The organism is Roseateles sp. (assembly GCF_047654785.1).
Lineage (GTDB): Bacteria > Pseudomonadota > Gammaproteobacteria > Burkholderiales > Burkholderiaceae_C > Pelomonas.
This window is the reverse complement of sequence record NZ_JASGKQ010000002.1, coordinates 1-18369: the sequence shown is the minus strand read 5'-3', so window position 1 is coordinate 18369 and position 18369 is coordinate 1. Positions and strand designations below refer to the sequence as shown.

The 18369-nt window shown below is 71.9% G+C and carries 16 protein-coding genes; 13 read left to right on the top strand and 3 right to left on the bottom strand.

Going from position 1 to position 18369, the window contains the following annotated elements; genetic code table 11:
• Window positions 1-53 precede the first annotated feature (53 nt).
• From QM788_RS04785 to QM788_RS04775, 3 genes are read left to right on the top strand one after another with little or no spacing between them, the layout of a single operon-like run.
• Window positions 54-1169 carry a Re/Si-specific NAD(P)(+) transhydrogenase subunit alpha gene (locus QM788_RS04785; RefSeq protein WP_415660340.1) on the top strand — a complete coding sequence of 372 codons (1116 nt, stop codon included), beginning with the start codon at window positions 54-56 and terminating at the stop codon, window positions 1167-1169.
• 2 nt (window positions 1170-1171) lie between these two features.
• Window positions 1172-1492 carry an NAD(P) transhydrogenase subunit alpha gene (locus QM788_RS04780; RefSeq protein WP_415660339.1) on the top strand — a complete coding sequence of 107 codons (321 nt, stop codon included), beginning with the start codon at window positions 1172-1174 and terminating at the stop codon, window positions 1490-1492.
• Entirely contained in the window at window positions 1489-2910 is a 1422-nt protein-coding gene (locus QM788_RS04775; RefSeq protein WP_415660338.1) for an NAD(P)(+) transhydrogenase (Re/Si-specific) subunit beta, read from the top strand. The genes QM788_RS04780 and QM788_RS04775 overlap by 4 nt, the downstream gene beginning before the upstream one ends.
• A gap of 28 nt (window positions 2911-2938) precedes the next feature.
• Here QM788_RS04775 and QM788_RS04770 read toward each other — a convergent pair whose 3' ends face one another.
• Window positions 2939-5788: a TonB-dependent receptor gene (locus QM788_RS04770; protein ID WP_415660337.1), complete on the bottom strand. Its 2850-nt coding sequence runs from the start codon at window positions 5786-5788 to the stop codon at window positions 2939-2941.
• Between the two features lie 50 nt (window positions 5789-5838).
• A complete protein-coding gene (locus tag QM788_RS04765; protein ID WP_415660336.1) occupies window positions 5839-6618 on the bottom strand; it encodes a GntR family transcriptional regulator in 780 nt (259 codons plus the stop codon).
• 155 nt (window positions 6619-6773) lie between these two features.
• On the opposite strand from QM788_RS04765, the gene QM788_RS04760 reads away from it, so the two are divergent.
• The 4 genes from QM788_RS04760 (at window position 6774) to QM788_RS04745 (ending at window position 10932) form a co-directional block, all read left to right on the top strand.
• Entirely contained in the window at window positions 6774-8447 is a 1674-nt protein-coding gene (locus tag QM788_RS04760; protein ID WP_415660335.1) for a long-chain-fatty-acid--CoA ligase, read from the top strand.
• Between the two features lie 68 nt (window positions 8448-8515).
• Window positions 8516-8992, top strand: a complete 477-nt coding sequence (locus tag QM788_RS04755; RefSeq protein ID WP_415660334.1) for a hypothetical protein — start codon at window positions 8516-8518, stop codon at window positions 8990-8992.
• A gap of 39 nt (window positions 8993-9031) precedes the next feature.
• Window positions 9032-9766 carry a 16S rRNA (uracil(1498)-N(3))-methyltransferase gene (locus QM788_RS04750; RefSeq protein ID WP_415660333.1) on the top strand — a complete coding sequence of 245 codons (735 nt, stop codon included), beginning with the start codon at window positions 9032-9034 and terminating at the stop codon, window positions 9764-9766.
• Window positions 9763-10932, top strand: coding sequence for an MFS transporter (locus QM788_RS04745; protein ID WP_415660332.1), 1170 nt, complete (start codon window positions 9763-9765; stop codon window positions 10930-10932). Before QM788_RS04750 ends, QM788_RS04745 begins: the two co-directional genes overlap by 4 nt.
• Here the strand turns inward: QM788_RS04745 and QM788_RS04740 are convergent.
• Entirely contained in the window at window positions 10908-12224 is a 1317-nt protein-coding gene (locus tag QM788_RS04740) for a THUMP domain-containing class I SAM-dependent RNA methyltransferase (RefSeq protein WP_415660331.1), read from the bottom strand. The genes QM788_RS04745 and QM788_RS04740 overlap by 25 nt on opposite strands.
• 73 nt (window positions 12225-12297) lie before the next feature.
• On the opposite strand from QM788_RS04740, the gene QM788_RS04735 reads away from it, so the two are divergent.
• From QM788_RS04735 to QM788_RS04710, 6 genes are all read left to right on the top strand, one after another.
• Window positions 12298-15198, top strand: coding sequence for a monovalent cation/H+ antiporter subunit A (locus QM788_RS04735; protein ID WP_415660330.1), 2901 nt, complete (start codon window positions 12298-12300; stop codon window positions 15196-15198).
• On the top strand, window positions 15198-15542 hold the full coding sequence (locus QM788_RS04730; RefSeq protein WP_415660329.1) for a Na+/H+ antiporter subunit C: 345 nt from the start codon (window positions 15198-15200) through the stop codon (window positions 15540-15542). The genes QM788_RS04735 and QM788_RS04730 overlap by 1 nt, the downstream gene beginning before the upstream one ends.
• 59 nt (window positions 15543-15601) lie before the next feature.
• Complete coding sequence (locus QM788_RS04725) at window positions 15602-17173, top strand: monovalent cation/H+ antiporter subunit D (protein WP_415661161.1); 1572 nt, start codon at window positions 15602-15604, stop codon at window positions 17171-17173.
• The gene (locus QM788_RS04720) at window positions 17170-17658 is read left to right on the top strand and encodes a Na+/H+ antiporter subunit E (protein ID WP_415660328.1); all 489 of its coding nucleotides are present in this window, start codon (window positions 17170-17172) and stop codon (window positions 17656-17658) included. Before QM788_RS04725 ends, QM788_RS04720 begins: the two co-directional genes overlap by 4 nt.
• Before the next feature lie 73 nt (window positions 17659-17731).
• The gene (locus QM788_RS04715) at window positions 17732-18007 is read left to right on the top strand and encodes a K+/H+ antiporter subunit F (RefSeq protein WP_415660327.1); all 276 of its coding nucleotides are present in this window, start codon (window positions 17732-17734) and stop codon (window positions 18005-18007) included.
• A 5-nt stretch (window positions 18008-18012) separates the two neighbouring features.
• Complete coding sequence (locus QM788_RS04710; RefSeq protein WP_415660326.1) at window positions 18013-18366, top strand: monovalent cation/H(+) antiporter subunit G; 354 nt, start codon at window positions 18013-18015, stop codon at window positions 18364-18366.
• Window positions 18367-18369: the final 3 nt, after the last annotated feature.

Below are 18369 nucleotides of genomic sequence, written 5' to 3'. Positions count from 1 at the left end.
GGCGCAGGCATTGTGTAAGCTGCTGCGCACCCCAGCCCCCGACAGGAGCTTCCATGCAGATCGGCGTCCCGCGCGAACGCGCGGCCGGAGAGACCCGCGTGGCCGTCACGCCCGAGACGGCCAAGAAGCTGAAGGCCGCCGGCCACGTGCTGCGCATCGAATCGGGTGCCGGCGTCGCGGCCAGCGCCCCCGACGCGGCCTACGAGGCGGTGGGCTGCGAGATCGTCGACCAGGCCGCCGCGCTGGCCTGCGAGCTGGTGCTGAAGGTGCGCGCGCCGCAGGCCGACGAGCTGGCGCTGATGAAGACCGGCACCGCGTTGGTCGGCATGCTCAATCCCTTCGACCGCGACGGCCTCGCCGCCCTGGCCGCGGCCGGGCTGACCGGCTTCGCGCTCGAAGCCGCGCCGCGCACGACGCGCGCGCAGAGCATGGACGTGCTGTCCAGCCAGGCCAACATCGCCGGCTACAAGGCCGTGATGATCGCGGCCGACAAATACCAGCGCTTCTTCCCGATGCTGATGACGGCGGCCGGCACGGTGAAGGCGGCGCGCGTGGTCGTGCTGGGCGTGGGCGTCGCGGGGCTGCAGGCCATCGCCACGGCGAAGCGGCTGGGTGCGGTCATCGAGGCGTCGGACGTGCGGCCCTCGGTGAAGGAGCAGGTCGAGTCGCTGGGCGCCAAGTTCATCGACGTGCTCTACGAGACGGCCGAAGAGAAGGAGGCCGCCGAGGGCGTGGGCGGCTATGCGCGGCCGATGCCGCCGAGCTGGCTGGAGCGCCAGAAGGCCGAGGTGGCCAAGCGCGTGGCCCAGGCCGACGTGGTCATCACGACGGCGCTGATCCCCGGCCGCGCCGCGCCCGTGCTGGTCACCGAGGACATGGTCAAGGCCATGAAGCCCGGCTCGGTCATCGTCGACCTCGCCGCCCCCGCGGGCGGCAACTGCCCGCTGACCGAGGCCGGCCGCACGGTCGTCAGGCACGGCGTCACGCTGGTCGGCGAGACCAACCTGCCGGCGCTGGTGGCGGCCGATGCGTCGGCGCTGTACGCGCGCAATGTGCTGGATTTCCTGAAGCTCGTCATCACCCAGGAGGGCACGTTCACCGTGCCGCTGGACGACGACATCGTCGCGGCCTGCCGCGTCACGCAAGACGGCCACGTCACGAGGGCATGACCATGGAACTGGTTGACCACACCATCATCAATCTGATCATCTTCGTGCTCGCCATCTACGTGGGCTACCACGTCGTCTGGACGGTCACGCCCGCGCTGCACACGCCGCTGATGGCGGTGACGAACGCGATCTCGGCCATCGTCATCGTCGGCGCGATGCTGGCCGCGGCGCTGACCGAGACGCCGCTGGCCAAGGGCATGGGCGTCGTCGCCGTCGCGCTGGCGGCGGTCAACATCTTCGGCGGCTTCCTGGTCACGCGGCGGATGCTGGAGATGTTCAAGAAGAAGGACCGGCCGGCCGCGAAGAAGGAGGGTGCGCGATGAGCATGAACCTGGTCACGCTGCTGTACCTGATCGCCAGCGTCTGCTTCATCCAGTCGCTGAAAGGGCTGTCGCATCCGACGACGTCCATCCGCGGCAACCTCTTCGGCATGGCCGGCATGGCCATCGCGGCGTGCACGACCGCCGCGCTCATCGCCAAGCTGGCCGGCTCCGGCGCGGGCCTGGGCTGGGTGCTGCTGGGCCTGGTGGTGGGCGGCGGCTTCGGCGCCTGGAAGGCCAGGACGGTCGAGATGACCAAGATGCCCGAGCTGGTCGCCTTCTTCCACAGCATGATCGGCCTGGCGGCCGTGGCGATCGCGGTGGCGGCGGTCTACGAGCCCTGGGCCTTCCAGATCACCGCCAAGGGCGGCGCGATCCCGGGGGGCAACCGCATCGAGCTGGCGCTGGGCGCCTTCATCGGCGCGGTGACCTTCACCGGCTCCGTGATCGCCTGGGGCAAGCTGTCGGGCAAGAGCAAGTTCCGGCTGTTCCAGGGCGCGCCGGTGCAGTTCAAGGGCCAGCATGCGCTGAACGCGGCGCTGGGCCTGGCGGCGGCGTTCTGCGTGTTCGGCTTCTGGCATGGCCAGGGCTATCTGGACTTCTGGCTGGTCGTCGCGCTCGGCTTCGTGTTGGGCGTGACGCTGATCATCCCGATCGGCGGGGCGGACATGCCGGTGGTGGTGTCCATGCTGAACAGCTACTCCGGCTGGGCCGCGGCGGGCATCGGCTTCTCGCTGAACAACAGCATGCTGATCATCGCCGGCTCGCTGGTGGGCAGCTCGGGCGCGATCCTGAGCTACATCATGTGCAAGGCGATGAACCGTTCGTTCTTCAACGTGATCCTGGGCGGCTTCGGCGGCGAGGCCGGCGGCCCGGCGGCCGGCGCGGCGCAGCAGCGCAACGTCAAGAGCGGCAGCGCCGACGACGCGGCCTTCGTGCTCGGCAACGCCGAGAGCGTGGTCATCGTGCCGGGCTATGGCCTGGCCGTCGCGCGCGCGCAGCACGCGGTCAAGGAGCTGGCCGCCAAGCTCACCGAGAAGGGCATCACCGTCAAGTACGCCATCCACCCGGTGGCCGGCCGCATGCCGGGCCACATGAACGTGCTGCTGGCCGAGGCCGAGGTGCCCTACGACCAGGTGTTCGAGATGGAGGACATCAACGGCGAGTTCGGCCAGGTGGACGTGGCCATCATCCTGGGCGCCAACGACGTCGTGAACCCGGCCGCGCACGTGAAGGGCAGCCCGATCTACGGCATGCCCATCCTGGAGGCCTACAAGGCCAAGACCATCATCGTCAACAAGCGCTCCATGGCCGCGGGCTACGCGGGCCTGGACAACGAGCTGTTCTACATGGACAAGACCATGATGGTGTTCGGCGACGCGAAGAAGGTGGTGGAGGACATGCTGAAGGCCGTGGAGTGACCACGGCCTCCGGCAGCGTCACCCGCGTTCAGAGCTTCATGCGCAGGTTCAGGTAGTACTGGCGGCCGCTGGTGTACCAGTTGGCCGGGGCGCTCTCCGTCAGCATGTAGGTGTGGCGCAGCGGGTCGTTGAGGTTGTTGCCGTCCAGCGAGACGCTCAGGTGCTCGTTGATCTTGTAGTTCAGCGACAGCGACAGCGCGCCGTAGGCGGCGTAGTAGTGCAGGCCGTTGATGAGGTAGTTGCCCTTCAGGTCCTGCTTGACCTGGCCCGAGCCGTCGCCGATGACGGTGTAGGCGTAGTCGTCGCGCCAGTTCCAGCTCAGCCGGGCGCTGAAGCGGTCGTTCTCGTAGAAGCCGATCAGGTTGTAGGTCACCTTGGAGCTGCCCAGCATGGGCTGGCCGTCGGCGTCGCGCGACTTCACGTAGGTCAGGTTGCCGCCCGCGCCGAAGCCCGCGCCCAGCGGCAGCTCGGCCGCCAGCTCGGCGCCGTGCAGCTTGGCCTTCATGCCGACGCGGGTGGTCAGCATGTACTCGCGCTGCGTGCCGGGGTTGGACGGGTCGTCCAGCATCGCGACCTGCGAGACGGGCTTCACGTAGTCATGCAGGCGCTGCGAGAACAGGCTGCCGGACACGTAGGCGCGCGGCGCGAAGTACCAGGCCAGCGACGCGTCGGCGTTGTTGGCCGTGGTCGGCTTCAGCATCGGGTTGCCGGTCGCCGCGATCAGCGTGTTGTTGTTGACGGTCAGCGCGCCGGCCAGCTCGTTGTAGTTCGGGCGGCCCAGCGAGCGGCTCAGCGAGAAGCGCGCGACGAGGCGGCTGTCGATGTCCCACTTCAGGTTGGCGCTGGGCAGCAGCGCGTTGTGCTTGGTCGAGGTGTAGGACGGCACGACGGTGCCGAAGCGCGAGCCGACGATGGCGCCCTGCGTCGGGCAGGCGGCCAGCGCCGGGCACTGCGGCACCAGCTGGTAGGAGGTGGTGTCCACCACGGTCTGCACCGCGCGCAGGCCGATGTTGCCGGAGAACTGCTCGGCGTCGAACTCGCCCATCAGGTAGGCGGCGCGGTTCTTCTCGCGCAGCGCATAGCCCGAGCCCCACTGCTTGCCGCCGGTGGCGTCGTAGTACTGGTACTGGTCGGCGAACTGCTGCAGCTGGTCGGTGCCGAAGCGGAACAGGTCGCGCGGGAAGTCGCCGTCCACGCCGCTGGCGAAGCCGCCGGGGTAGGCGGTGGCCGGGTTGGGGGTGGTGACGGGGAAGTTGATCAGCGATGCGCCGGTGATGGCGCGGAACGGCGTCGCGGTGCTGCCGTCGTCCTGCGCGTTCCAGCGGCTGCCGACCGCGTCGACGCTGCGCTTGTGCGTGGCCGTGCGCAGGCCGAACTTCAGGTTGGTGAACCAGGAGGTGGCGAGCTTCAGGTCGCCGTCGAAGTGCAGGTAGTTCTCGCGGTCCAGCGAGGTGACGGCGGGCAGCGGCAGCCCGTTCATCATCTCGTAGTTGGCGATGTTGCCGAGGTCGATGCGCTGGCCGGCGGCGTTGGTCATCACCCAGTCGGTGGCGCGGTCGCGGTGCATCTGGTAGGTGATGTCGGGGTTCACCAGCGCGAACACCAGCGCCGGCTGCGACGAGGTGTAGCCGCCGCCCTCGGTGCTGCCGGCGCGGGCGCGCAGCGAGAGCCGGTCGCTGGGCTCGAACTTGACGTCGAGGTCGTAGAAGTCTGACGTGGAGCGCGCGCCGGCGCGCATGAAGTGGTCGAACTCCATGCCCATCGCGTTGGTCGTCGAGCCCGCCGGGCGCTTCAGGCTGGCGCCGGTGATGACGTCGCCGTCGATGACCGGGTTGCTGAGCAGCCAGCCGCCCGGGACCAGGTTGCTCAGCGTGGCGAAGCCGGAGCTGTTGTAGTTGGGCGCGTCCAGCGACGACTTGAAGCCCGACAGCACGATGTCCCACTGCGCGTCGGGCCGCAGCTCCAGGCCGAGGTAGCCGCCCTTGCGCTTGCGCACGCCCTCGAACATCGCCGAATTGAACTGGTTGGGCAGCCGCTTGCCGACGAGCTGGGCGGCCAGCGCCGCGTCGCCGCCGGCCAGCGAGGTGGCCTGCGCCTGCGTCAGCGCCGTGTAGCTGAACAGCTCCTGGCCGTCGCGGCGCAGCGTGCGGTCCTCCTTGAACGCCTGCGCGACCAGGCCGATGCGGCGGTCCTGCGACACCCAGGCCATCAGGCCCGAGACCTGCGGGTCGGTCTTGCCCGGCAGGTCGGCGTAGACGGCGCCGAGGGCGGCCTCGCCGGACAGCCCGGTCTTGAAGTCCAGCGGGCGGCGCAGCAGCACGTCCACGCTGCCGGCCAGGCCGCCCTCGGTGATGTCGGCGCGCTGGGTCTTGTAGACCAGCGTCTGGCCGATCAGCTGCGAGGGCAGCAGGCCGAAGCCCACGCTGCGGCTGCTGACGGTGTTGCCGGCGGACTGGTCGCCCACGTGCCAGTCGCCCGCGGACACCGCGTGGCCGGCGATCGTGACCAGGTTCAGCCCCGGCGAGGTGCCGCGGATGGCGACGCGCTCGGCCTCGTCCATCGCGCCGGCGCCGCCGTACTGCACGTTGACGCCGGGCAGGCGCGACAGCGCGTCGGCGACGTTCTTGTCGGGCATCTTGCCCACGTCCTCGGCCGACACCACCTCGACGTTGGTGCTGGCATTGCGCTTGGTGGCGATGGACTTGGCGATCGACGCGCGGATGCCGGTGACGACGACCGCGTCCAGCTTGGTGGCGCTGGCGGCCTCGGCCGGCGCGGCGGCCTGCTGCGCGAAGGCGGCGGGGCCGGCGGCCAGCAGCGCGGCGGCGGCCAGCGCGTGCAGGCGGGTGTTCGGGCGGGGGAAGGAGCGTGGGTTCATGGTGGGGGGTCTTCTCTTGGGGGTGGGTGTCGGGGGATGGGTAGGCGCCGTCAGGCGGGCGGGCTGGCGCGCATTTCGACGACGTAGTCGTACATGTCGCCGCGGTAGGTGGAGCGCGTCCATTCCAGCGGCCGGCCGGCGGCGTCGTAGGAATGGCGTTCGATCTGCAGCACCGGCGAGCCCAGCGCGATGTCCAGCGCGCGCGCTGCGCGGTCGCCCGCGATCGCGGCGCGCACGCGCTGCACGGCGCGCACCGGCGCGCGGCCCTGGGCGCGGATGGCCTCGTACAGCGAGCTGCCGAATTCGGTCGTGCCGCCCACCAGCGCCGCGTCGACGACGGCGAACTCCAGCGCGATGGGCTCGCCGTCGGCCAGCCGCACGCGCGACAGCCGCGCCACCCGGCCGTGCAGCGGCAGGCCCAGCGCCAGCGCCTCCTGCGCGTCGGGCGGGCCGATCTCGCGGTCCAGCCACAGCGAGCCGGGCTCCAGGCCGCGGCGGCGCATGTCGTCGGAGAAGCTGGTCAGCTCGGTCAGCGACTCCACCAGCCGCGCGCTGACGAAGGTGCCCGAGCCCTGGCGCACCTTCAGCGCGCCCTCGTTCGTCAGCGCCTCGACGGCCTTGCGCACCGTCTGCCGCGAGATGCCCAGCCGCTGCGCCAGCTCGCGCTCCGGCGGCAGCGAGGCGCCGGGCCGCAGGCGGCCGTCCAGCACCGCCTGGCGCAGCTGCGAGGCCAGCCGCAGGTACAGCGGCCCGGCGGCGTCGGCCGCGCCCAGGGCGTCCTGGGCGAGCTCGTCGCGCAGCAGGCGGTACAGATCGGGGGGCGGCGTCATGGCGGGGTGGTGGTCTTTGGTTCTCGATTGGTACGGTACCAATCGCGGACCTTTGCCGCACCCGGGTTAACGCGAGGGCGCTTGGCGGCGGGGCGCCGTCAGCCATCGGTCAGAATCCGCAGCAATTTCAAGAAGGTCGAAGAGGAGACAGGGCCATGGAACCCATCTGGCTGAAGCACTACCCCGCCGCCGTGCCGCGCGACATCGACTTGTCGCTCTATCCCAGCCTGGCGGACCTGCTCGACACCTCGTTCAGCAAGAACGCCGCCAAGCCCGCCTACCTGATGATGGGCAAGAGCGTGAGCTTCGCGCAGGTGGACGAGGCCTCGCGCGCGTTCGCCGCCTACCTGCAGGGCCTGGGCCTGGAGAAGGGCGACCGCGTCGCCATCATGATGCCCAACCTGTTCCAGTACCCGGTGGCCGTGGCCGCGGTGCTGCGCGCCGGCTACGTGGTCGTCAACGTCAACCCGCTGTACACCCCGCGCGAGCTGGAGCACCAGCTGAAGGACTCCGGCGCCAAGGCCATCGTCATCATCGAGAACTTCGCCTCGGTGCTGCAGCAGGTGCTCCAGAACGTGCCGACCAAGCACGTCATCCTGGCCGCGATGGGCGACATGCTGGGCCTCGCCAAGGGCATGATCGTCAACTACGTCGTGCGCAAGGTGAAGAAGATGGTGCCGGCCTTCGAGCTGCCGGGCGCCGTCAGGTTCAACGACGCGCTCGCCAAGGGCCGCAGCCTGAAGTTCGCCAGGCCCAAGCTGGGCCCGGACGACATCGCCGTGCTGCAGTACACCGGCGGCACCACCGGCGTCAGCAAGGGCGCCGTGCTGCTGCACCGCAACCTCGTCGCCAACCTGCTGCAAAGCGAGGCCTGGTACCAGCCGGCGCTCAAGAAGGTGCCGGCCGGCGAGCAGCTCGTCACCATCTGCGCGCTGCCGCTGTACCACATCTTCGGCTTCAACGCGAACATGATGCTGTCCATGCACATGGGCGGCGCCAACGTGCTGATCCCGAACCCGCGCGACCTGCCCGCCGTGTTCAAGGAGCTGGCGCAGCACCGCTTCCACAGCTTCCCGGCCGTCAACACGCTGTTCATGGCGATGGCCAACCACCCCGACTTCGGCTCGGTGGACTGGAGCAAGCTCGTCATCGCGGTGGGCGGCGGCATGGCCGTGCAGCAGGCCACGGCCAAGCTGTGGCTGGAGAAGACCGGCTGCCCCATCGTCGAGGGCTACGGCCTGTCGGAAACCTCGCCGTCGGTCACCTGCAACCCGACCGACAGCACCGCCTACAGCGGCACCATCGGCCTGCCGATGCCGCTGACCGAGCTCAAGCTGCTGGACGACGACGGCCACGAGGTGCCGATGGGCCAGCCCGGCGAGATCGCCATCAAGGGCCCGCAGGTCATGGCCGGCTACTGGCAGCGCCCGGACGAGACGGCCAAGGTCATGACGGCCGACGGCTTCTTCCGCACCGGCGACATCGGCACCGTCGACGAGCGCGGCTATTTCAGGATCGTCGACCGCAAGAAGGACATGATCCTCGTCAGCGGCTTCAACGTGTACCCGAACGAGATCGAGGACGTGCTGACGCAGATGCCCGGCGTGCTCGAATGCGCGGCCGTGGGCGTGCCCGACGCCAAGGCCGGCGAGTCCGTGAAGGTCGTGATCGTGAAGAAAGACCCGAATGTCACGGAGGCCGACGTGCGGGCCTACTGCGAAGCCAATCTGACGGGCTACAAACGGCCCAAGATCATCGAGTTCCGCACCGACCTGCCGAAGACGCCCGTGGGCAAGGTGCTGCGCCGGGAGTTGCGGGACAAGAGCTGATCGCTCCTTTCCCGTGACCAGAGTCCCCGCTGGCGGCAAGACCGCCGGGCGGGGCGAGGGCAGAGACCGTGCTCGAACTGCTGCATGCCAAAACCGATGCGGGGCGCGCCGAGATCCGCGCGCACGCCCTGCCGCTGTCGCGCACCGCGCGCAACTTGCTGCATGTGCTGGACGCCAGCCGCCCCCCCGGCGAGTGGCTGCGCCTGGTGGCCGGCGTCACCGAGGCGGACCTGCGCACGCTGCTCCAGCACGGCCTGATCGCGCCCCATGGCGCCGCGGCCGGCGTGCCGCCGCCGCCCGTGGCCGCAGCAGCGGCAGCGCCGGCCGTGCCGGCCATGGACCGGGCCCGGCTCTACACCTACCTCAGCGGCGAGGCGACCAAGCTGCTCGGTCCGTTCAAGGGCTATGCCTTCGCGCTCAAGGTCGAGCGCTGCGACAGCCTCGCCGAGCTGCAGGCGCTGGCGCTCAAGCTGGTCGAGCAGGTGCAATCCGCCAAGGGCGAGGCCGCCGCCGCGGCCGTGCGCCAGGCCCTGGGCCTGCGCTGATCGTGGACACTGCGGGCCCCGCCCGCCCCGAGTCCCGCCTTGCCCCGCTTCTTCGTCGACCTGCCGCTCGCCGCCGCCGCTGAGATCGCGCTGCCGCCCGGCGCCGCCCGCCATGTGCAGGTGCTGCGCCTGCAGCCCGGCGACGCGCTGACGCTGTTCGACGGCAGCGGCCCCGAGTGGCGCGCCGAGGTCACGGCCATGGGCCGCAGCGAGGTGCGCGTGAGGCTGCTGCAGGCCGACCGGCCGCAGCGCGAGCTGGCCCGCGCGGTGACGCTGGCCGTCGCCATGCCGGCCAACGACCGCATGGACTTCCTCGTCGAGAAGGCCACCGAGCTGGGCGCCGCGGCGCTGCAGCCGCTGGTGGCCGAGCGCTCGGTGCTGCGCCTGGCCGGCGAGCGCGCCGACAAGAAGCGCGCGCACTGGCAGGGCGTGGCCGTCGCCGCGGCCGAGCAGAGCGGGCGCACGGTGCCGCTGCGCGTCGAGCCGGTGCGGCCGCTGGCCGCGTGGCTGGCCGCGCTGCCGGTGCCAGCCGGCGACGAATGGCGCGGCCTGCTGAGCCCGCGCGCGGCCGCGCCGCTCGCCTCTGTCGCGGCCCTCGCGCCCGCCGCGGCGGCGAGCGCGCTGTTCCTCAGCGGCCCCGAGGGCGGCCTGAGCGACGCGGAGGAGGACGCCGCCCGCGCCCACGGCTTCGCGGCCGTCAGCCTCGGCCCGCGCATCCTGCGCGCCGACACCGCGCCGCTGGCCGTCCTGTCCTGGCTGGCCCTGGGCCCATGAACCGGAAGCTCGCGCTGCTGGTGCTGGCCCAGGGCCTGTTCCTGACCAACAACATCTGCTTCATGGCGATCAACGGCCTGGTGGGCCTGGCGCTGGCGCCGCAGCCGTGGATGGCGACGCTGCCCATCTGCGCCTACGTGGCCGGCGGCGCGCTGATGGCCCGCCTGGTGGGCCGGCACCAGCTGCGCTTCGGCCGGCGGCGCGGCTTCCAGATCGGGCTGCTGGTGGGCCTGGCCAGCTGCGCGATGGCGCTGTGGAGCGTGCTGCACCAGCAGTTCTGGGGCGTCGTGCTGGCGACGCTGGTGGCCGGCTACTACAACGCCGGGGCCGCGCTGTACCGCTTCGCGGCCACCGAGCTGGTCGCGCCGGACAAGCGCGAGGCGGCCATCTCCTGGGTGCTGGGCGGCGGCTGCCTGGGCGCGTTCATCGGCCCGGCGCTGGCGCGCGAGAGCCGCGACCTGCTGGCCGCGCCGTTCGCCGGCGCCTACCTGCTGCTGATGGCCGTCGCGGTGGTGGGGCTGGCGCTGGTCTCGCTGATCGACTTCCCGCCGCTCGCGCAGCCCCGGCCGGGCGAGGGCGGGCGCAGCAGCCGCGAGCTGGCGCGCCAGCCGGTGTTCCTCGTCGCGCTGGCCGCGAGCGCGCTGGGCTACGGCGTCATGAACCTGCTGATGGCGGCCACGCCCATCGCCATGGGCCAGTGCGGCCTGCCGTTCGGCGACGCCGGCCTGGTGCTGCAGTGGCATGTGCTGGGCATGTTCGTGCCCAGCTTCTTCACCGGCCCGCTGATCCGGCGCGTGGGCGTGCTGCCGGTGATGTGGGCCGGCGTGGCGTTGAACCTGGGCTGCGTCGCGTTCGCGCTGAGCGGGCAGGACCTGCCCCACTTCCTCGGCGCGCTGCTGCTGCTGGGCGTGGGCTGGAACTTCCTCTACATCGGCGGCACGACGCTGTTCACCCAGGCCTACCGCCCCGAGGAGAAGACGCGCGCCCAGGGGCTGATGGACACGGGCGTCTACGCGGTGATGACGCTGACCTCGTTCTCCTCCGGCGCGCTGGTCACCAGCGGCGGCTGGCAGTGGATGAACTGGGCCAGCCTCGTGCCCATCGGCCTGTGCGCGGCGGCGCTGGCCGGCCTGGCCTGGCGTCAGCGGGCCTCGGCGGCCGGCTGACGCGCCGAGCCCTTCACCAGGTCGAAGCGGAACAGCCGGCACTCGATCGGCCCGTTCCACATCGGCACGCGGCGCGATTCCTTCAGCCGCATCCTGCTTGGCAGCTTCATGTCGGGGCTGAGCATCCAGGCCGTCCAGCCCGCGGCGTGTTCGGTGTACTGGCGCTTCCAGTGCGCGGCCAGGCGCGGGAAGAAATCGTCGCCCGCGTCGCGCTCCTCGTTGCGGCCGGTGTCGCGTGCAGGCCGCCCCCCGTCGCCGTACCCGGCGGCGGGGGGCTGCGTTGCTGCCGCCTTGCCGCGCACCTCGATGCGCTCGCCATAGGGCGGGTTCATGACGATGCTGCCCGGCATGCCCTCGGGCAGCTGCGGCGCGGGGCGCTCCAGCGCGTCGCCGCCGTTGAACTGGATGTACTGCGCCACGCCCGCGCGCTCGGCGTTGCGGCGCGCGAAATCGACCATGCGGAAGGCCACGTCGCTCGCGTAGAGGGGCACGGCGGGCGGGTGGATGCGGGCGCGCGCGGCCTGCGCCATCTCGCCCCAGGCGGCCTTCATCGCCGGCGTCGCGAACGGCAGCTGGCGCTCGAACGCGAAGCGGCGCTGCAGCCCCGGCGCGGCGTCGCAGGCGATCAGCGCGGCCTCGATCGGGATGGTGCCGGAGCCGCAGCAGGGGTCGTGCAGCGCCCCCCCTTGTTCGACCGTGCCGCGCCAGCCCGCGGCGGCCAGCATCGCGGCGGCCAGCGTCTCCTTCAGCGGCGCGTCGCCCTTGTCGATGCGCCAGCCGCGCTTGAACAGCGGCTCGCCCGAGGTGTCCACGTAGATCGCCGCGCGCTCGGGGCCGACGTGCAGCACCACCGGCAGGTCGGGCCGCTGCGTGTCCACGCTGGGGCGCTCGCCGCTGTGCTCGCGCAGCTGGTCGCAGATCGCGTCCTTGATGCGCAGCGCGGCGAAGTTCAGGCTCTTCAGCGGCGAGCGCTGCGCGGTGGTGTCGATGCGCAGCGTGTGCCTCGGCGTCAGCCAGTCGCGCCAGTCGACGCGGCGGGCCAGCGCGTAGAGGTCGTCCTCGTGCCGGTAGGGGCCCTCGATCAGCTCGACCAGCACGCGCTGCGCGAGCCGGCTCTCCAGGTTGATGCGCATCGCGTCCTCGGCCGTGCCGGACACGGCGCAGCCGCCGCGCAGCGCCTGCACCCGGCTGCGCACGCCGGGCGGCAGGAAGCGCTTCAGCTCCTCTTCGAGCAGGGGTTCGACGCCACCGGCGCAGGAGACGAATAGGGGGAGCTTGTTGGGCAGGGTCACGGGCCTGATTGTCGTCGCCCCCGCCCGCCGGCCCCCGGTGCGCGGCGAGCGAGAAAGTAGACTGCCCGCCGCGATGTCCCTGCTGCTGCTTCTCCTCCTGCCCTTCCTGGGCAGCGCCGTCGCCGCGCTGCTGCCCACCAACGCCCGCAACGTCGAGTCGCTGTGGGCGGCGCTGATCGCGCTGGCGCTGGTGGTGCCGCTGGCGCTGCTGTACCCGGCGGTGACCGGGGGCGAGGTGGTGGCCGAGCGCCTGGCCTGGCTGCCGTCGCTGGGCGTGGACATCGTCGTGCGGCTGGACGGCTTCGCGTGGATGTTCGCGATGCTGGTCACCGGCATGGGGCTGCTGGTCATCGTCTACGCGCGCTACTACCTGTCGCCGGAGGACCCGGCCGCGCGCTTCTACTCGCTGCTGCTGGGCTTCATGGGCGCGATGCTGGGCGTCGTGGTGTCGGGCAACCTGGTGCAGCTGGTGGTGTTCTGGGAGCTGACCAGCGTGTTCTCCTTCCTGCTGATCGGCTACTGGACGCACCGCAAGGACGCCCGCCGCGGCGCCCGCATGGCCTTCACGGTCACCGCCACCGGCGGCCTGGCGCTGCTGGCCGGCGTGCTGGTGCTGGGCCACATCGTCGGCAGCTTCGAGCTGGACGCGGTGCTGGCCGCCGGCGACCTCGTGCGCGCCCACCGGCTGTACCCGCTGGCGCTGGGCCTGCTGCTGCTGGGCGCGCTGACCAAGAGCGCGCAGTTCCCCTTCCACTTCTGGCTGCCGCACGCGATGGCGGCGCCCACGCCGGTGTCGGCCTACCTGCACTCGGCGACGATGGTGAAGGCCGGCGTGTTCCTGCTGGCGCGGCTGTGGCCGGTGCTGTCGGGCACCGAGCTGTGGTTCTGGGTGGTCGGCGGCGCCGGCCTGGCGACGCTGCTGCTGGGCAGCTACGTGGCCATGTTCCAGAACGACCTGAAGGGGCTGCTGGCCTACTCCACCATCAGCCACCTCGGCCTGATCACGCTGCTGCTGGGCCTGAACAGCCCGGTCGCGGCGGTCGCGGCGGTCTTCCACATGATGAACCACGCGACCTTCAAGGCCTCGCTGTTCATGTCGGTGGGCATCATCGACCACGAGACCGGCACGCGCGACATGCGCCGGCTGGACGGCCTGTTCCGCTTCATGCCCATCACCGGCACGCTGGCCATCGTCGCCTGCGCGGCCATGGCTGGCGTGCCGCTGCTGAACGGCTTTTTGTCCAAGGAGATGTTCTTCGCCGAGACCGTGTTCGTCAGCGCGCAGCCGGCCGTCGAGTACGGCCTGCCCGCGGCGGCCACGCTGGCCGGCATCTTCGCGGTCGTCTACTCGCTGCGCTTCGGGCACGACGTGTTCTTCGGCAACCCGCCGGTGAACTGCCCGCGCCAGCCGCACGAGCCCACGCACTGGATGCGCGTGCCGGTGGAGCTGCTGGTGCTGGCCTGCCTGGTCGTCGGCACGGCGCCGGGCTGGTCGATCGGGCCGCTGCTGGCCACCGCCGCGCGGCCCGTGGCGGGCGGCACGCTGCCCGACTACAGCCTCGCCATCTGGCACGGCTTCAACACGCCGCTGCTGATGAGCGGGGTGGCGATGGCCGGCGGGCTGCTCGTCTACCTGCGCTACGCGGCCCGCTTCAAGCGCATGCGCGGCGTGCCGCTGCTGCGCGGGCTGGACGGCAAGCGCCTGTTCGAGCGCGCGATGGCGCTGGCCTCCCACGGCGCGCGCCGCCTGGTGCTGCGCCTGAGCACGCGGCGGCTGCAGCCGCAGCTGTTCACGATGCTGCTGATCGCCACGCTGGCCGGCGTCGCCTCGTCGCTGATCGTGCCGCTGAGCTGGGGCGACCGCACCCGCGTGCCGGCCACGCCGGAGTTCGTGCTGCTGTGGGCCGTGGCCGGCGCCTGCGCGCTGGGCGCGGCCTACCAGGCCAAGTTCCACCGGCTGGCCGCGCTGACGATGCTGGGCGTCGTCGGCCTGGCGCTGTGCATCACCTTCGCGTGGTTCTCCGCCCCCGACCTGGCGCTGACGCAGCTGTCGGTGGAGGTGGTGACCATGGTGCTGTTCCTGCTCGGGCTGCGCTGGCTGCCGCAGCGCCGCGAGCAGGACGACGAGCGCGCGCTGCTGCGCCACCGCTGGCGCCGCCGCCGCGACCTGCTGCTGGCCGTGGGCATCGGCGCCGGCCTGGCGGCGCTGTCGTTCGCGCTGCTGACGCGCTATGCGCCGCTGTCCATCTCGCCCTTCTTCATCGACCGCGCGCTGCCCGAGGGCGGCGGCAGCAACGTCGTCAACGTCATGCTGGTGGACTTCCGCGCCTTCGACACGCTGGGCGAGATCACCGTGCTGAGCATCGTCGGCCTGACCGTGTACGCGCTGCTGCGGCGCTTCCGGCCGGCGCAGGAGACGGTGGAGCCCACGGCGCAGCAGCAGACCGCCGCCGGCGCCGACCTGGCCGACCCCGACGCCGACGGCGACCGCTTCCTGCCGCCCTACCTGGAGGTGCCCGCCGTGCTGGTGCGGCTGCTGCTGCCGGTGGCGGGGCTGTTCGCCTTCCACCTCTTCATGCGCGGCCACAACGAGCCGGGCGGCGGCTTCGTCGCCGGGCTGGTGCTGGCCATCGCCCTCATCGCCCAGTACATGGTCAGCGGCACGCGCTGGGTGGAGGCGCGCATGGAGCTGATGCCCACGCGCTGGATCGCGTTCGGCCTGCTGGTGGCGCTGGCCACCGGCGCCGGGGCGCTGGCGCTCGGCTACCCCTTCCTGACCACGCACACCGCGCACGTCCACTGGCCGCTGGTCGGCGAGGTCCACCTGCCGACGGCGGCGCTGTTCGACCTCGGCGTGTTCGCCGTCGTGGTGGGCTCCACGCTGCTGCTGCTGACCGCCATCGCCCACCAGTCGCTGCGCGCCCGGCGCCGCCAGCAGCCGGCACCCATCCCTGAAGACGCGGGAGCGCACTGATGGAACTCGTCGTCTCCCTCGTCATCGGCGTGCTCGCGGGCGCGGGCGTGTGGCTGGTGCTGCGGCCGCGCACCTTCCAGGTGCTGATCGGCCTGTCGCTGCTGTCCTATGCGATCAACTTCTTCATCTTCAGCGTGGGCAGCCTGGCCATCGGCCGCGAGCCCATCGTGCGCCCGGGCCAGGCCGCCGACCTGGCCAGCTACAGCGACCCGCTGCCGCAGTCGCTGGTGCTGACCGCCATCGTCATCGGCTTCGCGACGACGGCGCTGTTCCTCGTCGTGCTGCTGGCGCTGCGCGGCCTGTCCGGCGGCGACCACGTGGACGGCCAGGAGGAGGCGCCGTGATCGCGCTGGAACACCTGCTGGTGCTGCCGGTGCTGCTGCCGCTGGGCACGGCCGCGCTGATGCTGCTGGGCGACCGCTACCGCGGCTTCAAGGCCGGCGCCAACGTGCTGTCCGCCGCGCTCGGGCTGGCCATCGCGGTGGCGCTGCTGCAGGGCGTCCACGCGCGCGGGCCGGCCGCGTTCGGCGTCTACCTGCCGGGCAACTGGCCGGTGCCCTTCGGCATCGTGCTGGTGGCCGACCGGCTGTCCGCGCTGATGGCGGTGCTGACCGGCGCCGTCGGCCTGGCCGCGGCGCTGTACGCGCTGGCGCGCTGGCAGCAGGCCGGCGTGTACTTCCACGTGCTGTTCCAGCTGCAGCTGATGGGCCTGTACGGCGCCTTCCTGACGGCCGACCTGTTCAACCTGTTCGTCTTCTTCGAGGTGCTGCTGGCCGCCAGCTACGGCCTGCTGCTGCACGGCGGCGGCGCGCCGCGGGTGCGTGCCGGGCTGCACTACATCGCCATCAACCTGGTCGCCTCGCTGCTGTTCCTGGTCGGCGTGGCGGTGCTGTACGGCGTCACCGGCACGTTGAACATGGCCGACATCGCGCTGAAGCTGCCGCTCGTGCCCGTGAGCGACCGCGGCCTGCTGCACGCCGGCGCGGCCATCCTGGCCATCGCCTTCCTGGCCAAGGCGGCGCTGTGGCCGCTGAACTCCTGGCTGCCGCCGGCCTACGCGGCCGCCAGCGCGCCGTCGGCGGCGGTGTTCGCCATCCTCACCAAGGTCGGCGTGTACGCGGTGCTGCGGCTGTGGACGCTGTGCTTCCCGGCCGATGCCGGGGCGTCGGCCGGCTTCGGCAGCGGCGTGCTGATCTGGGGCGGCATCGCCACGCTGGGCTTCGGCGCGGTCGGCATGCTGGCCTCGCAGCAGCTGGCGCGGCTGGCGGCGTTCAGCGTCATCGCGTCGTCCGGCACGCTGGTGGCCACCATCGGCTTCGACGCGCCGGCCCTCAGCAGCGGCGCGCTGTTCTACCTCGGCAGCTCCACGCTGGCCGGCTGCGCGCTGTTCCTGCTGGTGGAGCTGCTGGAGCGCGCGCGGCAGGTGGAGGTCGGGCCGGCCGAGATCGACGACGGCAACGGCGCGCTGCCCAGCTTCCTGGACGCCGACATCCCGGCCGGCGTCAACCTCGACGACGACGAGGAGGTGCTGGCCGGCCGCGCCATCCCCGCGGCGCTGGCCTTCCTGGGCGTCACCTTCACCGTCTGCACGCTGGTGACGGCGGGGCTGCCGCCGCTGTCGGGCTTCGTCGCCAAGCTCGCCATGCTGACCGCGCTGCTGGACCTGCGCACCACGGCGGCCTGGGTGCTGTTCGCGCTGCTGATCGTCTCGGGCCTGTGCGCGGCGGTGTCGCTGATGCGCGTGGGCATGCGCCACTTCTGGGCCGCGGACCGCCCGTCGCCGCGGCTGCGCGTCATCGAGACGCTGCCCATCGCCGGCCTGCTGGCCGGCGCCGTGGCCATGGTGCTGCACGCCGGCACCGTGCTGGACTACACGCGCGCCTGCGCCGAGGCGCTGCACGACCCCGGGCTGTACATCGACGCCGTGATGAGCGCGCGGCCGCTGCCCGGCGGGCACGGGGAGGCGCGGCCATGAGGCGGCTGCTGCCCGCGCCGTGGTTGTCGCTGGCGCTGTTCGCCGGCTGGATGCTGCTGACGCGCAGCTTCAGCCCCGGCCAGGCGCTGCTGGGCGCGGCGGCGGCCGTCGCCATCCCGGCGCTGCTGGCGTCGCTGCGGCCCCGGCCGGCGCCGCTGAAGCGCCCGGGCGTGCTGCTGCGGCTGGTGCTGCGCGTCGGGCGGGACGTGGTGCGCTCCGGCCTGCGCGTCGCGCTGGGCGTGCTGCGCGCGCGCCACCAGCCGCCGCGCGGCGCCTTCGTCACCGTGCCGCTGGACCTGCGCGACGAACATGCGCTGGCCGCGCTGGCGATGATCACCTCCGTCATCCCCGGCAGCATCTGGAGCGAGCTGGCGGCCGACCGCAGCCGGCTGCTCATCCACGTCTTCGACCTGGACGACGAGGCCGCCTTCATCGCCCACTACAAGGCCGACTACGAACAACCGCTGAAGGAGATCTTCGAATGAGCGCAGCGCCGGGCCACCCCAAGCCAGTTCGCTCCCGCCCGGCGGCACCGGCCGCGGGCCGCGGGAGGCGGCGATGAGCGCCGTGCTGTCCGTGGCGATCAGCGTCACGCTGGGCCTGTACGCGCTGGCGATGATCCTGGGCGCGCTGCGCGTCTTCCGCGGCCCGACCGCGCAGGACCGCGTGCTGGCGCTGGACTTCATCTACGCGGTCGGCATGCTGGTCATGCTGGTGCTGGCCGTGCGCTACGACAGCGAGATGTACTTCGAGGGCGCGCTGCTGATGGCGCTGTTCGGCTTCGTCGGCACGGTCGCGCTGGCCAAGTTCCTGCTGCGCGGGGAGGTGGTGTGAGCGCCATGAACATCGCCATGCCCCCGGTCAGCGAACTGATCGTCGCCGCGCTGCTGCTGCTCAGCGGCGTGGTGGTGCTGGCGGCGGCCGTGGGGCTGCTGCGGCTGCGCGACTTCTTCCTGCGCATGCATGCCTCGGCGCTGGTGGCCACGCTGGCCGCGTGGATCGTCACGCTGGCGTCCATCGTCCACTTCAGCGTGCGCAGCGGCGGGCTGGCGCTGCATGTGTGGCTGATCACCGTCGTGCTGGCCATCGCCACGCCGGTGACCACCCTCGTGCTCGCCCGCACCGCGCTGTTCCGCCGCCGCCAGGCGGGCGACGCGCTACCGCCGCCGCTGTCGGGGCGAACGGGTTCCTGACTC